This window comes from Bacillus sp. GW823-FHT06B01, assembly GCF_058952315.1.
The window spans coordinates 62,397-77,082 of sequence record NZ_JBXAHR010000007.1 but is presented as its reverse complement, the minus strand read 5'-3'; the positions used below and the strand labels follow the sequence as shown (position 1 = coordinate 77,082).

Annotated in this window: 15 protein-coding genes; 6 read left to right on the top strand and 9 right to left on the bottom strand. The window is 35.7% G+C overall.

What is annotated here, in order from left to right:
• Positions 1 to 14: 14 nt before the first annotated feature.
• The 5 genes from AC1Q8N_RS25095 to AC1Q8N_RS25075 all read right to left on the bottom strand — a co-directional run bounded on the left by AC1Q8N_RS25095 (position 15) and on the right by AC1Q8N_RS25075 (position 3,809).
• Entirely contained in the window at positions 15 to 1,280 is a 1,266-nt protein-coding gene (locus tag AC1Q8N_RS25095) for an S-adenosylmethionine decarboxylase related protein (protein ID WP_098642491.1), read from the bottom strand.
• 237 nt (positions 1,281 to 1,517) lie between these two features.
• Positions 1,518 to 2,186, bottom strand: coding sequence for an LSm family protein (locus tag AC1Q8N_RS25090; protein WP_064477203.1), 669 nt, complete (start codon positions 2,184 to 2,186; stop codon positions 1,518 to 1,520).
• Between the two features lie 162 nt (positions 2,187 to 2,348).
• Positions 2,349 to 2,798, bottom strand: a complete 450-nt coding sequence (locus AC1Q8N_RS25085) for a hypothetical protein (RefSeq protein ID WP_061678057.1) — start codon at positions 2,796 to 2,798, stop codon at positions 2,349 to 2,351.
• A gap of 19 nt (positions 2,799 to 2,817) precedes the next feature.
• The gene (locus AC1Q8N_RS25080) at positions 2,818 to 3,333 is read right to left on the bottom strand and encodes a hypothetical protein (RefSeq protein ID WP_048541983.1); all 516 of its coding nucleotides are present in this window, start codon (positions 3,331 to 3,333) and stop codon (positions 2,818 to 2,820) included.
• Positions 3,334 to 3,569: 236 nt separating this feature from the next.
• The gene (locus tag AC1Q8N_RS25075; protein ID WP_002006755.1) at positions 3,570 to 3,809 is read right to left on the bottom strand and encodes a helix-turn-helix domain-containing protein; all 240 of its coding nucleotides are present in this window, start codon (positions 3,807 to 3,809) and stop codon (positions 3,570 to 3,572) included.
• Between the two features lie 179 nt (positions 3,810 to 3,988).
• Between AC1Q8N_RS25075 and AC1Q8N_RS25070 the strand changes: the two genes are divergently transcribed.
• Positions 3,989 to 4,357, top strand: coding sequence for a hypothetical protein (locus AC1Q8N_RS25070; RefSeq protein ID WP_098078420.1), 369 nt, complete (start codon positions 3,989 to 3,991; stop codon positions 4,355 to 4,357).
• Positions 4,358 to 4,552: 195 nt separating this feature from the next.
• Here AC1Q8N_RS25070 and AC1Q8N_RS25065 read toward each other — a convergent pair whose 3' ends face one another.
• Positions 4,553 to 5,602 carry an NAD(P)/FAD-dependent oxidoreductase gene (locus AC1Q8N_RS25065; RefSeq protein ID WP_098078417.1) on the bottom strand — a complete coding sequence of 350 codons (1,050 nt, stop codon included), beginning with the start codon at positions 5,600 to 5,602 and terminating at the stop codon, positions 4,553 to 4,555.
• 331 nt (positions 5,603 to 5,933) lie between these two features.
• Between AC1Q8N_RS25065 and AC1Q8N_RS25060 the strand changes: the two genes are divergently transcribed.
• From AC1Q8N_RS25060 to AC1Q8N_RS25050, 3 genes are read left to right on the top strand one after another with little or no spacing between them, the layout of a single operon-like run.
• Positions 5,934 to 6,851 carry an iron-hydroxamate ABC transporter substrate-binding protein gene (locus AC1Q8N_RS25060; RefSeq protein ID WP_000732569.1) on the top strand — a complete coding sequence of 306 codons (918 nt, stop codon included), beginning with the start codon at positions 5,934 to 5,936 and terminating at the stop codon, positions 6,849 to 6,851.
• 48 nt (positions 6,852 to 6,899) lie between these two features.
• The gene (locus tag AC1Q8N_RS25055) at positions 6,900 to 7,940 is read left to right on the top strand and encodes a FecCD family ABC transporter permease (RefSeq protein WP_048541986.1); all 1,041 of its coding nucleotides are present in this window, start codon (positions 6,900 to 6,902) and stop codon (positions 7,938 to 7,940) included.
• On the top strand, positions 7,937 to 8,944 hold the full coding sequence (locus AC1Q8N_RS25050; protein ID WP_098068502.1) for a FecCD family ABC transporter permease: 1,008 nt from the start codon (positions 7,937 to 7,939) through the stop codon (positions 8,942 to 8,944). Before AC1Q8N_RS25055 ends, AC1Q8N_RS25050 begins: the two co-directional genes overlap by 4 nt.
• A gap of 40 nt (positions 8,945 to 8,984) precedes the next feature.
• Here AC1Q8N_RS25050 and AC1Q8N_RS25045 read toward each other — a convergent pair whose 3' ends face one another.
• Genes AC1Q8N_RS25045 through mtnK form a run of 3 tightly spaced genes read right to left on the bottom strand, consistent with a single transcriptional unit; the run spans position 8,985 to position 11,966 of the window.
• Entirely contained in the window at positions 8,985 to 9,626 is a 642-nt protein-coding gene (locus AC1Q8N_RS25045; RefSeq protein ID WP_493521420.1) for an L-fuculose-phosphate aldolase, read from the bottom strand.
• 54 nt (positions 9,627 to 9,680) lie between these two features.
• On the bottom strand, positions 9,681 to 10,724 hold the full coding sequence (gene mtnA / locus AC1Q8N_RS25040; protein ID WP_033708738.1) for an S-methyl-5-thioribose-1-phosphate isomerase: 1,044 nt from the start codon (positions 10,722 to 10,724) through the stop codon (positions 9,681 to 9,683).
• A gap of 12 nt (positions 10,725 to 10,736) precedes the next feature.
• Positions 10,737 to 11,966 (bottom strand): S-methyl-5-thioribose kinase, encoded by a 1,230-nt coding sequence (gene mtnK, locus AC1Q8N_RS25035; protein WP_098642492.1) that lies wholly within the window; start codon positions 11,964 to 11,966, stop codon positions 10,737 to 10,739.
• A 588-nt stretch (positions 11,967 to 12,554) separates the two neighbouring features.
• On the opposite strand from mtnK, the gene ahpC reads away from it, so the two are divergent.
• Positions 12,555 to 13,118 (top strand): alkyl hydroperoxide reductase subunit C, encoded by a 564-nt coding sequence (ahpC, locus tag AC1Q8N_RS25030; RefSeq protein ID WP_000924420.1) that lies wholly within the window; start codon positions 12,555 to 12,557, stop codon positions 13,116 to 13,118.
• A gap of 14 nt (positions 13,119 to 13,132) precedes the next feature.
• On the top strand, positions 13,133 to 14,659 hold the full coding sequence (gene ahpF, locus AC1Q8N_RS25025) for an alkyl hydroperoxide reductase subunit F (RefSeq protein WP_000599491.1): 1,527 nt from the start codon (positions 13,133 to 13,135) through the stop codon (positions 14,657 to 14,659).
• Positions 14,660 to 14,686: the final 27 nt, after the last annotated feature.

The following is a 14,686-nucleotide window of genomic DNA, read 5'->3' as shown; positions in this document are numbered from 1 at the left end:
CTTTTCGCTATAACTTATATCCACCTTACCCTATCATGTAGCAGACCATCCGAAAAATTATTATGTCCTATTATAAAATTATTCATATATAAATTTAGATAGTCGCCGTACTTACTTTCTGTATTTAATAATAATTCCTCGACATAGTAAGCACCTTGTCCAAAGTGGTCTAAAAGCAAACTGCACAAGCCTGCATAAATCCCGCACCCTACTTGAAAGTAAGTTGCATTCGTTTTATATTTATGAAAAACTTGGCTACTATTCATTACATTGTACATATACGTCTCGCTATTTTCATAAACGAGTAGCACACCAACCAGATCCTCCCCGGCGATTTCTTCTTCCGCTGGATTAAATACTTTACGATTCCAATTCCATAAATCTTCTACTCGATCTAAGTTCTGTCTAATTACATTGGTCGTATACTCATTAATTCGGTAGAGAAAACCCACTTCCATGTTAAAGTTTTTTCCTAAAATTAAAACTTCCTCATGTGGCATTAAACAACCATAAAACTCTTTCTCTCCTAACTTTACTTTATACTCTGAAGCATATACATCTTCATAAAAATAAAGGGGACGATGATGACTCATATACATCGGATAACTCCATATTGCTTCATCTAGAAATCGCTCTACTGCCCATGAAGCATAAAGTGTATGAGGCTTTATCAGTGCTGTACCATTCAAAAATGACGTATCATGTTCTACTATATAGCATGCTCTTGGCTTTTCCTGTGGACGTTCCTTCATAAGTTCAACGACCATCCATTGAACAACACCTGGATTCATACCTGAGCCTATAATTGCTTTTGTATTTGTAAATTTCTCTTTCTCCTTCTCAAACCTCGTATATCTTTCCGTAAGCTGAAAGCCGATTAAACTATCGTCCTGATCTACTGCCTCATTTTCCAAAGCTGAATTAATATAAAAAATTCCAAGTTCATTACAACAGCTTAAGACTCTGATCGTATCTGCACCCGAAACATCAATAACAACACCCGTACTTTTTTCTTTCAAATGTTGCTTGAATTTCACTACATCTTGAAGGTCGATTTCATATAAAAACAATTGATCTTTCAAATTTGGAAACAACTCATCATAATAAGTCCTATCTTTTTGTTTTATATCAACCAAATGAAATGTAACATTCTTTATCGCTTCATAAATCGGGTCTTTTTCATTTACTATCGCTTGATTTAAAATTGCTAAAACTGCTTTTGCTGCTCCACCAGCACTACCAAGCAATGTAATCGATAACGAATTTGAAAACTGTTCCACCAACAAAACCCCTTTAATATAGTAGTTGAACAGTTCTCCCTCCAAAAAATAAATTGAATATATGAAAAAATGGCTCGTATATATTTTTTATAATTTTGCACAAGATTAGCTCTTCATAGATCTGGCTAATACATTTATATTCAATTCATTTTTCCCCTCACATCCAAATCAAACTAAATAAATAGGCTCGACCTTTTCTTCTGCATATAAAAGAAAAAGCCAGCCCTTTCAACTAGTCTACGGACAATGGACAGATTTCACATGTTGAATATTCACATACATTTTTGCATCACGTGCTTTTAATATTTCAATATGCCCTTCATCAATCTTTGCCATCTTTCCGATTTTATTAGATTCCTCACCTAAATCGAACACCATGATTTTGCCGGACATTTTAATTAGCTGTTCTTCAAATGTTCTAGCTAACGTAATATTTAATGGATTCACGGGGAGTTCATTTTTATTGAGGGCATACGGGACTTGATTTTCTTTATACGGAATTAACCATTTCAAATGCTTTAAAGATATATATACTGTTTTATAAACTGGACTATAAAAAACAATATAATCGTTCATTACACTTGTAACATAACCATGTATTGGAGCATTTCCTGCTACATAAACTTCTGTAAAAATCCCTTTAGAAGTACTTAATACTTTTCTCAAAGAAATGGAAGGTGATTCCCTCTTAATTACAGAATCAACATCTGGTTTTGATATTTCTTCATCATGTGGTCTTAAAAATTTATAATATTGTACATGGTATAAAGATATATATACGTAGTCTTGTCCATTGTAAAGAACAACAATATCATTTCCTACGTCTATTAATACACCTTTAAATCTTTTTTCACCGATTAATTTAACATATATATTTTCTCCAATACTTTTGTTTAACTCATTCATCTGTATCCTCCTTCCTATGGATTTCTTCTTTCCTGTCTTTCATTTCTAAAAAAATAATCAGGGCAAAGTTCTGTTTTAATAGTAAGTAATTCCTTTTCATACTATCGAAATAAGAAATTTTTCTTCTCTTTCCCTCATAATGCCCCTCTTATTTATTAAACATTATTCATCTTCATTCTTTTTACATTTAACTACTTGACTCACACTCTTAATATGATAGTTAATGATATAAATGACTTCATCACAGTTTACTAGTGTAATACATTCTTCATGCACTTCACTTAATAAACCTTCCACGCACTCTGGGCCACCGCGATTAATCTTTACCCACTTATACTTCAAGTCACGTAATACATCGACAAAAGTATCATCATCAGAACAGAAGCATGAAACATAGCAATCGCCACATTTACTTTCTTTCACTTTCTTAACTAGACTTTTCACGTGTTTCAATTGGTAATATACTAATTCACCAAGAGGTAGTTGTAATGTAAGATAATCTCTCCCTAACGATACAAGTACCCCCACTCGACTCTCTGGTCCACGGAGATTTACTTTTACAGTCTCACCGACTAAACATTTAATTTGCTCACAGCATAATACACTCTCCAAATTTATATCCCCTTTCTTATTATCTTCCTCTACTTGATTGTCTTTGTGCACGAGCGCGACCTGAATTATTGCTACTTTCCTTACTATCGTCGCTCTCGTCGCTCTCATCGCTCTCTTTACACTCTACTGTGACACTCTTAATATGGGATACCGCAACTAATATAACTTCTTCTTTTACAATTAATGTAACAAATTCACAAGAAACATCTTGTAAAATACCTTCAACTTTCTCTGGACCGCCACGATTAATTTTCACCCAGCGATATTTGAAGCTTTGAAGTAGCTTTTCAAAGTCATCTTCACATTCACATTCAAACCATCCGCAATCATCTGCTTTACAATCTTTCGCATTTTTTGTAACACTTTTCAGATGACGAATCTGATAGTAATAGAGCTCTCCTTTTTCATTCTTTAATACAAAGTAATCCGAACATACTGCGACTATTGTCCCTTTTTGAGATTCTGGACCACCCCTGTTTACTCTTACAAAAGATCCAATTAAATCTTTCAGAAAATCACAATGAAATAAACTCACGAGAAAACCCCTTCCATTAATTTATAAGCTTTTGCACTGATAGTATATGTATCTGTACAGGTTACGTTCTCTATGTTTGTCCTAGCTAGAAAAAAATATGCTTTTAACATGGTAGACTACTACCTATCAAAATTCGAATAAATGCTAAACGCTCCTTAGGCTTTTAATATCTTCAAACAAAAAAATCCCGTATGAAGATACATTTCTGCATATCTTCATACGGGATCTCCCATAGTTTAATCTTCGTCTTTAACATCCATATCTTCTGGAATTGGTTCGTTCAATATATCTTCCACTAATTGCTTATATTTCTCCATTTGTTCTAAATGTGTATTGAATTGTTCTTTATTTAATAAATATTGCTCTCCATCAAATAATGCACGAATTTTCTTTTGCTGAATTAGCTCTTCAATATACGACTTTGGTAAATTTAAATACTCCGCAGCTTCTTCTACTGTTATATACAACGCGTTCATTCCTTTATTATTTTTTCCTATATACTGTATCTTACTTTATTTTTGTAAACAAATAAAAAAGATTTTGTAAATGCAATTTAAAAAGAAGGTGGATGCATTCCATATATTGTATAATAATATAGTAAGGATTTTTTAAATATAGAATGGTATTACCCATTTACACAAAGGAGAGTTAACATATGGCTACTCGTCACATCATTACAATGTTAGAAAAAACATTACAGGTTGAAACAGAAAACACAATTTCTCATTTAACTACATCTTTATCTGATCGTATTCTTTCTCAAAGCTCAGTAATGCCTGAAAACAATTGTTACCATACAATTGGGGAATGGTACAAAAATCATTTTTTATTCCAACAAGATGATTTCCTTTGGGCTAAATACGCTTTCTATGACGCATATTGTGAAGCTATAAAGGGACAAGGACATCTTACAAAACGCGTCCGTCAAATATTAGAATCATTAGCTCGAATGCATGGAAAACAGTATATTGCGTCTATATTAAATATGCCATTTCCTAACGAACGAGCTAAAGGGACAGCGTAATGTAATACTGTTCTGCGTCAGCAAAACATAGATTCATTGTTTTCTAGGAAGATTTACAAATAAAACGTTCATATCACATGAACTGATGAAACCGGTGTCATTATAATGATTGAAAATATAGTAAACAGGAAAACCCCCATTTGCCTCTCTTATCACTCGAATAGAGAAGTAAATGGGGGTATACTTGTTTTTTTATTATTTCATCATCTGCTTGATCAATTCACGATTTCTCTTCTTAAATACTTCATTATGCGACGAAACCATTCCATACTCACTTGCATCTGGTTGAATAAATTGTTTCGCTTTATTTACAGCATTTCCAGCATCTTGGAATGCTCCCGCGATTAAGTGTAATTTCCCTTCGTGCTTTAAAATATCTCCCGCAGCATATAATCCATCTACAGAGGACTCACTATTCGCATTACCTGCAATATAATAATTATCTATAATCGCAACGTCTAACTCACTATTTTCTAATAACGTAATGTCACGTTCATATCCATGGTTAATAATCACTTCATCAATAGGTAAATGTGAAAGTTCACTTGTTTCATGATTTGTTAATTCTACATATTCAATTGCTTCATGATTATCACCAGCAATTAATTTTGTAATAGAGGTATTAAAGAAACACTCCGCTGAGCTGTTCATAAGTTGCTTCACTTGCGCTTCATGACCAGATAACTCTTCTTTTCTATATGTTAAATAAACCTTTTTCGCAATTGGTTCTAACTCATTTGCCCAATCAATTGCCGAGTTACCTCCGCCTGAAATAATGACCGTTTTATCTTTGAAACGTTTTAACGATTTAACTGTATAATTTAAGTTTGATACCTCAAATCGCTCCGCACCTTCAATTGATAACTTTTGTGGATTCAATATACCACTTCCAGTTGCAACAATCACTGTTTTTGAAAAATGTTCTTCTCCAGTGCTTGTTTTTAATGTGAAAGTGCCATCTTCGTTACGAATAATCGATTCTATTTTTGTATCCAATACCACTTCAGGCTGAAATGTTAAACCTTGTTGTACCAGTTGCTCAATTAATTTTTCACCAGTAACCGGTAATAGTCCGCCAATATCCCAAATCATCTTCTCCGGGTAAACATGTATTTTTCCACCTAACTGTGGTTGAAATTCTATTATTTTCGTTTTCATCTCTCTGAGTCCACTATAAAAAGCTGAATAAAGCCCTGCAGGTCCTCCGCCTATCACAGTTACATCAAACAATTCTTCTTGATTCATTCGTGTCACTCCTCAGCTACTAGTTATTGATTATCATTCTCAATAAAATATAACCTGTTTCCGCAAAATTTACAATCAAAATCACTATTGACAATACACCTATATAAAATTATAGTATTTAAAGAATCAATAGTGATAATCATTATCATTTTGTTAATAATTAGCAAATTTGAGATTACATCTTCTTTCACTAATATGGTTAATACTATATTGTAAAATCTCATATTCAAGATTTTTAATAAGCATTTTGCATTACCACTACTCTTTCAAACAGATTGCAGTTAAACAAATTATTGTATACACATATCATCTATGCTAAAGGAGAAAGACTATGAAGAAGTTATTTATTTCACTAACAGTTCTTTTCGTTCTTGTTATGAGCGCTTGTAGCAATGGCTCTACAGACAAAAAGAACGATGCAAAAGGTAGTAAATCAGAAACAATTACATACCAATCTGAAAATGGTAAAGTAGAAGTTCCTGCAAACCCAAAACGCGTTGTTGTTTTATCATCATTCGCTGGTAACGTAATGTCATTAGATGTAAATCTTGTTGGGGTAGATTCATGGTCTAAACAAAACCCACGTTTTGATAGCAAACTGAAAGATGTTGCTGAAGTATCAGATGAAAACGTTGAAAAAATCGCTGAACTAAATCCAGATTTAATCATTGGTTTATCAAATATTAAAAATGTCGATAAGTTAAAGAAAATCGCTCCTACTGTAACATACACTTACGGAAAAGTTGATTACTTAACACAGCATTTAGAAATCGGTAAATTATTAAACAAAGAAAAAGAAGCAAAAACTTGGGTTGATGACTTCAAGAAACGTGCACAAGACGCTGGTAAAGAAATTAAAGCAAAAATCGGTGAAGATGCAACAGTTTCTGTTGTAGAAAACTTCAACAAACAGCTTTATGTATACGGCGAGAACTGGGGCCGTGGAACAGAAATTCTGTACCAAGAAATGAAATTAAAAATGCCTGAAAAAGTAAAAGAAAAAGCATTAAAAGAAGGTTACTACGCATTATCTACTGAAGTATTACCTGAATTTGCTGGTGATTACTTAATCGTAAGTAAGAACAAAGATACTGATAACTCATTCCAAGAGACAGAATCATATAAAAACATCCCAGCAGTAAAAAATAATCGCGTATATGAAGCAAACATGATGGAATTCTATTTCAATGATCCACTTACATTAGATTTCCAACTAGATTTCTTCAAGAAGAGCTTTCTTGGTAAATAATACAAACATGAGGAATTCTTAATTTAAGAATTCCTCTTCCTTTATTCTATGAACAGAAAAGATGTGAAACGAATGACAAAAGATCACGACAATCCACGTTCTATAGCTTTTACATACAAACTCATTTTGAGCTTAATTGCATTCTTTCTTATTTTTATGGTGGCAATGGTATTAGGTGCCGCAGATACTTCAATAAAAGACGTATGGTTAGCGCTCACATCCTCCGCTAAAGGGGACAAAATATCTATTATTCGCGAAATTCGTTTACCACGTGAAGTAGCTGCTATTTTTGTAGGAGCTGGACTTGCTGTTTCTGGAGCAATTATGCAAGGATTAACACGAAATCCACTTGCAGATCCTGGATTATTAGGGCTATCTGGTGGAGCAAATGCTGCACTAGCGTTAACGCTAGCCTTCAACCCTTCCATCAGCTATCTTTACTTAACATTTGCTTGCTTTATCGGTGCTGCAATTGGCGCGATTATGGTATTTGGAATTGGTATGGTGAAAAAAGGCGGGCTGTCCCCTCTTCGAATTGTATTAGCTGGTGCTGCCGTTTCAGCATTTCTCCTTGCAATTTCAGAAGGCGTTGGCATTTACTTTAAAATTTCACAAGAGGTATCACTTTGGACTGCTGGCGGCGTAATTGGAACAACTTGGGGCCAATTAAAAATTATTATTCCAGTCATTTCAATTAGTATCTTTATCGCTATCTTACTAGCAAAAAAATTGACAGTTCTTAGCTTCAGTGAAGAAGTGGCTATTGGACTAGGTCAAAAAATTATTGTTATTAAAACCATTCTATTTATCATTATTATCTTACTTGCTGGTGCTTCTGTAGCGCTTGTCGGCAATATGGCATTTATCGGTTTAATGGTACCTCACATGGTACGCCCAATTGTCGGTCCAGATTACCGATTTGTTATACCGATGTCAGCAATTGCTGGAGCTTCCTTTATGCTACTTGCAGATACAATCGGACGTACTATTAACGCTCCATACGAAACACCAGTTGCCGCTATTGTCGCAATTGTAGGGCTGCCATTCTTCCTATTCGTTGTACGTAAAGGAGGAAAAACATTCTCATGATGCAATCTATTCTAAGAAAACAACGTCTTATTATACTCGCTTTACTAATACTGACCATCACCACCATTGTAGTTGGAATGGGACTTGGTGCAGCATCTTTATCTTATGATCGACTACTCCCAACATTAATGGGACAGGGGACTTTTAAAGAGGAGTTTGTTTTATACTCTTTAAGACTACCTAGAATTGTTATTACATTATTAGCTGGTATGGCTCTCGCTTTATCAGGGGCTATTCTGCAAGGAATTACTCGAAATGATTTAGCTGAACCTGGTATTCTCGGAATCAACTCTGGGGCCGGTGTTGCTGTCGCTATTTTCTTTTTATACTTTCCAATAGATGTAGGTTCATTCCTTTACTTACTACCTGTCGTTGGATTTATCGGGGCTTTTCTGACAGCTATTCTAATTTACGTATTTTCATATAGTAAATCAACTGGACTTCAGCCGGTGCGATTAACATTAACTGGTATCGGTTTTTCATTTGCACTATCTGGAATGATGATTGTCCTTATTTCATCCGCTGATCGTATGAAAGTGGACTTTATTTCAAAATGGATTGCCGGAAATATTTGGGGAGATGACTGGATCTTCGTTTTAGCAATGCTCCCATGGTTAATCGTATTAATTCCGTTCGTTTTCTATAAAGCAAATCGATTAAACATCCTAGCATTAAACGAGCCAGTCGCAATCGGTGTTGGAATTGAAATTGAAAAAGAACGCAGATACTTATTAGTTGCAGCCGTTGCGCTTGCAGCTGCAGCTGTTTCCGTAACAGGAGGAATTAGCTTTATCGGACTAATGGCTCCTCATATCGCGAAATCTTTAGTAGGTCCAAGACATCAAATTTTCATGCCTATCGCCCTTTTAATCGGCGGATGGCTATTGCTATTAGCAGACACAATCGGACGAAACATCGTTGATCCTAATGGCATCCCAGCAGGTATTGTCGTTGCTTTAATTGGTGCTCCTTACTTTATGTATTTGTTGCTTAAGAAGGCATAGAAACACCCTCAAGAGTGAAATCTTGAGGGTGTTTCTTCATTTACTGCTGCCCATACCCTTCAAACTTCTTCGCCAAATTCGCCATCTCATCTTCTGGCAATAACTTCGGCTCTCCGACGCTTTTCGTTTGATAATAAATTTGCGCACAAAACTCAATTTCTTCTGCAACAGTAAACGCCATTTTTATGTTATTTGCACCTGCAATTAAACCGTGGTTCTCAAGTAAAACGGCACGGCGATCAATCATGCCTTCAAAAGCAGCATCTGCTAATTGCTTCGTACCAAATGTTTCATACGGTGCACAGCGTACATTCGGGCCTGCGAAAGCAATTAAATATGATACAGCAGGAAGCTCCCACCCTAATGATGCAATTGTCTTCGCATAAGGTGAATGTGTATGCACAAGCGCATTTATATCTTCACGATTTCTATAATAAATAAGGTGCATATTGAGCTCGCTTGACGGTTTTCTCTCTCCCTCTACCACTTCACCATCTAAGTTTAATATAACTACATCTTCAGGTTTTGTTTCATAATACTCTAAACCACTTGGGCTAATCGCAACAAGACCTTGTTCACGATTGAAAATACTAATATTACCGCCAGTCCCCTTTGTTAAACCACTAGAAATCATTTTCTTTCCGTACGCTACAACTTCTTCTCTTTCTTTTTGCAGTAACATATACATCCCCCTAGTAAGAAACTTATGATGACTATTTTTCTAAAAACTATCTACTTATTGAAATAGCTTTTTTAAATTCTCCATAAACGGTGCTTTTACAATCCCTTTTTCCGTAATAATTGCTGTTACATTTTCATATGGCGTGACATCAAATGCCGGATTGTATACTTTACTTTCTTGCGGAGCAGAGTATTGTCCGAAACGATTGATCACTTCAGAAGCATCTCTTTCTTCAATTGGAATTTCTTTTCCTGTCAGTGTTTTCAAATCAATTGTCGGCGTTGGTGCTGCTACATAAAACGGAATGTTATAATATTTAGCCAAAATCGAAACACCTAATGTTCCAATTTTATTTGCTACATCCCCGTTTGCTGCTACACGATCACATCCAACGATTACTGCATCGATTTTCCCTTGTGACATGACCATTGCCGCCATATTATCTGTAATGACCGTTACATCAATTCCCGCTCGCTGCAGTTCTAATGCCGTTAACGTTGAACCTTGTAATCTAGGGCGTGTTTCATCGGAATAGATTTTTAAGTCCCATCCTTTTTCTTTCGCTAAGTACATTGGAGCTGTCGCAGTGCCATACTTAGTCGTTGCTAACGCACCTGCATTACAATGCGTTAATACCCCCATGCCATCATGGAATAATGTTAATGCGTGTTCTCCAATTTGACGGTTAATTTCTTCATCTTCTCTATGAATCTCTTTTGCTTCTTCTAATAATCTATCTTTCAACTGCGCAATTGATAAGTGAGCATTCTCTTTCGCGACACTTTCCATTCTTTCAAGCGCCCAAAATAAATTTACTGCCGTCGGTCTTGATGTCGCTAAGTATGCACATACCTTTTTTACTTCCGCTATGAATTCTTCCGCCGAACTTTCCGCAACTTCCTTTACTCCTAAATACACACCGTAGGCTGCTGAAACACCTATTGCAGGCGCTCCTCGTACTTTCATTACTTGAATCGCATCCCACACACCCTCAGCCGTTTTAAAAGATTCATAGACTACTTCGTTCGGTAATACGGTTTGATCCAATAACACTAAAGCATCATCTTTCCACTGAATTGGTATTAATTGCTCTGCCATCATCTTCTCCCCTTATTTCGCACTATGCATTGACTGTTTTTTTAACGTTTCTACAAAGCTGCTACCTGTTTTATATTGATTCGCTTGTAAAATAAACTTCTTCGCTGTCTGAAGACAAATTCGCTCCGCTCTAGCACGCGCCTCTTCATTCTCAATACAAGTCATATCCTTTACCTTTGCTAGACCAACAATACGACGAATTAACTCAAGACCCGTCACTGCAGCTGTATCCTCTAATACAGATTGTAAATAAACTCGGTTAAAGCCTTCTTCCTTCGCCATAATCTCTGTCACATGAATATCCCAAGCATCTAAAAACTTCTTCTTAAATAAATCAATTACATCTATCATGGTAGATTCTATCCAGTTCATATATGTATCTTTCTCAATACCAGATTGCATCACTGCATCTGCATTCACCCATGCAAACATTAAATTCGCCATTATATTCCCAACGTCATATCCCATAGGTCCATAAAAAGCAAATTCAGGATCAATAACCTTTGTAGAATCACTTTTTACAAAAACAGAACCAGTATGTAAATCACCGTGAAGTAGCGCTTGTGCATTCGTCATAAACGAAAACTTAAGTTTTGCTACTTCCATACGAAGCTCTTTATCACTATAAATATGCTCCCTAATCCATCCTTCATTTAATTGAAACAATTCGTTGCGTTTATTATGGTTTGTGAATGGCTCTGAATATACGAGGTCCTCTGTAATCTCACATAACTCAGGATTTATATAATTTTTCACGAGTTCCTTCTTCTCTTTATGATTCATTACAACATCTGATGTTAATAGAAGGGTATTTACCATAAAAGTAGTTAAATCATCAGCAAGCCTCGGAAACATTTGATGATTTATGAGTGCTGTACGCAATATTGTGTGATCTGATAAATCTTCCATCACGCAACAATTCATCACACTATCAAACAAATATACATTTGGCACGAGTCCAGATGCTAACTCCTCCTCTAACTGCAAAACATCTGATTCTATACGAATACGATTCGTCGACAACTTAAACTCATCTGAAATCCTTGCTGTATCCCCAGCTTGTTTTACAATGACAGAAATGTTCTTCTGTTCATCCCAAACGCGGAATACATAATTTAAATTACCATCGCCTATTTCTTTACACTGTAACCCCTTTGCATCCTCAAACTTACATAATTTCTCTTTCACATATACAATCACATCATTAGCTTCCATTAAAAAATACTTTGTGAACTTAGACATGGTTTCCCCTCCACACTAATTGTAAGCGTTTTCTAAAAGCTATAAAAAATAATAGGGTGAAATTTTTTCATCCTATATTATATCTTCTTCTTTTTGAAAGGTATATCTAGGTTTTATTATATCTTGTTAACATCTTGAGTCAATGTTTCTCTATCATTGCAATATACTTCCTAATTATATATTTGAGATGACAAAAATTTTTCAAAAAGATTTTAATTCATTTTATTTTATTTATCACACAATTCTTTGTAAAATAGAAATAAGCAATCCTTTTCAACTCCACAACTTCTAAGAAGTATTCTCTTCCTAACAATTTATACTTACACCATGTCTCTAACATACACACTACTCTTTTACATACTCATTGAAAATCGATTACATGAAAACTACCTTTTCATTCTCTAACACCCTTAATTGAGAATAAATATTAATTAAATTGATATAAAGTTGGTTTATTCTCTTGACAAAATAACCACTTCTATATGATAATTAATATCGAATTAGAATTATTATAGTTAATTAAAAAATATATTTTATGAGCACACTATTTTTTGATGCTCAAAACCAACATTTAGGAGGAATTTTAATATGTTATTAATCGGCACAGAAGTAAAACCGTTTAAAGCTAATGCTTACCATAATGGAGAATTTATCCAAGTTACTGACGAAAGTTTAAAAGGAAAATGGAGTGTAGTTTGTTTCTACCCAGCTGACTTCACATTCGTTTGTCCAACTGAACTTGAAGACTTACAAAACCAATATGCAACTCTTAAAGACTTAGGCGTTGAAGTATACTCTGTATCTACAGACACTCACTTCACTCACAAAGCATGGCATGATAGCTCAGAAACTATCGGCAAAATCGAATACATTATGATTGGTGACCCAACTCGCACAATCACTACAAACTTCAACGTTTTAATGGAAGAAGAAGGTCTTGCTGCTCGTGGTACATTCATCATCGATCCAGACGGCGTTATCCAATCTATGGAAATCAATGCTGACGGTATCGGCCGTGACGCAAGCATTCTTGTTAACAAAATTAAAGCAGCTCAATACGTACGTAACAACCCAGGTGAAGTTTGCCCAGCTAAATGGCAAGAGGGTTCTGCAACACTTAAACCAAGCCTTGACCTTGTAGGCAAAATCTAAGGAGTTCGATCAAAATGATACTAGATGCAGATATAAAAACACAACTATCCCAATACCTTCAGTTAATGGAGAACGATATTTTACTTAAAGTAAGCGCTGGAGACGACGACGTATCTAAAGATATGTTAGCTCTAGTAGACGAATTAGCTACTATGTCATCTAAGATTACAGTAGAAAAAGTTGAATTAGAGAGAACACCAAGCTTTAGCGTAAATCGCCCTGGTGAAGACACTGGTGTAGTATTCGCTGGTATTCCATTAGGACACGAATTTACTTCATTAGTGTTAGCTTTACTACAAGTAAGTGGACGCGCTCCAAAAGTTGAACAAAAATTAATCGATCAAATTAAAAACATTCAAGGCGAATATCATTTTGAATCTTATATCAGCCTAAGTTGTCATAACTGTCCTGATGTTGTACAAGCTCTTAACGTAATGAGCGTTCTAAACTCTGGTATTACACATACTATGATTGATGGCGCTGCATTCAAAGAGGAAGTAGAAAGCAAAGACATCATGGCAGTACCAACAGTTTTCCTAAACGGCGAATCTTTCGGAAGCGGTCGTATGACACTTGAAGAAATTTTAGCTAAAATGGGTAACGGTCCAGATGCATCAGAGCTTTCTGATAAAGATCCATACGATGTTCTTGTTGTTGGTGGCGGCCCTGCTGGTGCAAGTGCAGCAATTTATGCAGCACGTAAAGGTATCCGCACTGGTATCGTTGCTGAGCGCTTCGGTGGTCAAGTAATGGATACTATGGGCATTGAGAACTTCATCAGCGTAAAACGCACTGAAGGTCCTAAGCTAGTAGCAAGCCTTGAAGAGCACGTAAAAGAATACGACATCGATGTAATGAATCTACAACGTGCGAAACGTTTAGAGAAAAAAGAACTTATTGAAGTGGAACTTGAAAACGGCGCTATTTTGAAAAGTAAAAGCGTAATCGTTTCAACAGGTGCTCGCTGGCGTAACGTTGGCGTACCAGGTGAAGCTGAGTTCAAAAATAAAGGTGTAGCATACTGCCCACACTGTGACGGTCCATTATTCATCGGAAAAGACGTAGCAGTTATCGGCGGAGGTAACTCTGGTATTGAAGCAGCTATCGACTTAGCAGGTATCGTTAAGCACGTAACTGTTCTTGAATTCATGCCAGAATTAAAAGCTGATGCTGTATTACAAGAGCGTCTTAACAGCTTACCAAACGTAACTGTTCTGAAAAACGTTCAAACGAAAGAAATCACTGGTACTGATAAAGTAAACGGTATTTCTTACATCGATCGTGAAACTGAAGAAGTTCATCACGTTGAATTACAAGGTGTATTCGTACAAATCGGTCTTGTGCCAAACACAGACTGGTTAGGCGAAACAGTTGAACGCGCTCGCGGTGAAATCGTAACAGACAAGCACGGAGCTACAAACGTACCAGGAGTGTTTGCTGCAGGTGACTGTACAAATAATCCGTACAAACAAATCATCATCTCTATGGGTTCAGGTGCAAACGCAGCTTTAGGTGCATTTGATTACTTAATCCGTAACTAATTATATAGACGTGAGTAAAGAAAAGCA

Bases quoted from the DNA above. Each gene is read 5' to 3' on its own strand.
- AC1Q8N_RS25090 (WP_064477203.1), bottom strand. From the start codon at position 2,186: ATGAATGAGTTAAACAAAAGTATTGGAGAAAATATATATGTTAAATTA.
- AC1Q8N_RS25075 (WP_002006755.1), bottom strand. From the start codon at position 3,809: ATGAACGCGTTGTATATAACAGTAGAAGAAGCTGCGGAGTATTTAAAT.
- AC1Q8N_RS25070 (WP_098078420.1), top strand. From the start codon at position 3,989: ATGGCTACTCGTCACATCATTACAATGTTAGAAAAAACATTACAGGTT.
- AC1Q8N_RS25065 (WP_098078417.1), bottom strand. From the start codon at position 5,602: ATGAATCAAGAAGAATTGTTTGATGTAACTGTGATAGGCGGAGGACCT.
- AC1Q8N_RS25060 (WP_000732569.1), top strand. From the start codon at position 5,934: ATGAAGAAGTTATTTATTTCACTAACAGTTCTTTTCGTTCTTGTTATG.
- AC1Q8N_RS25055 (WP_048541986.1), top strand. From the start codon at position 6,900: ATGAACAGAAAAGATGTGAAACGAATGACAAAAGATCACGACAATCCA.
- AC1Q8N_RS25050 (WP_098068502.1), top strand. From the start codon at position 7,937: ATGATGCAATCTATTCTAAGAAAACAACGTCTTATTATACTCGCTTTA.
- AC1Q8N_RS25045 (WP_493521420.1), bottom strand. From the start codon at position 9,626: ATGTTACTGCAAAAAGAAAGAGAAGAAGTTGTAGCGTACGGAAAGAAA.
- mtnA (WP_033708738.1), bottom strand. From the start codon at position 10,724: ATGGCAGAGCAATTAATACCAATTCAGTGGAAAGATGATGCTTTAGTG.
- mtnK (WP_098642492.1), bottom strand. From the start codon at position 11,966: ATGTCTAAGTTCACAAAGTATTTTTTAATGGAAGCTAATGATGTGATT.
- ahpC (WP_000924420.1), top strand. From the start codon at position 12,555: ATGTTATTAATCGGCACAGAAGTAAAACCGTTTAAAGCTAATGCTTAC.
- ahpF (WP_000599491.1), top strand. From the start codon at position 13,133: ATGATACTAGATGCAGATATAAAAACACAACTATCCCAATACCTTCAG.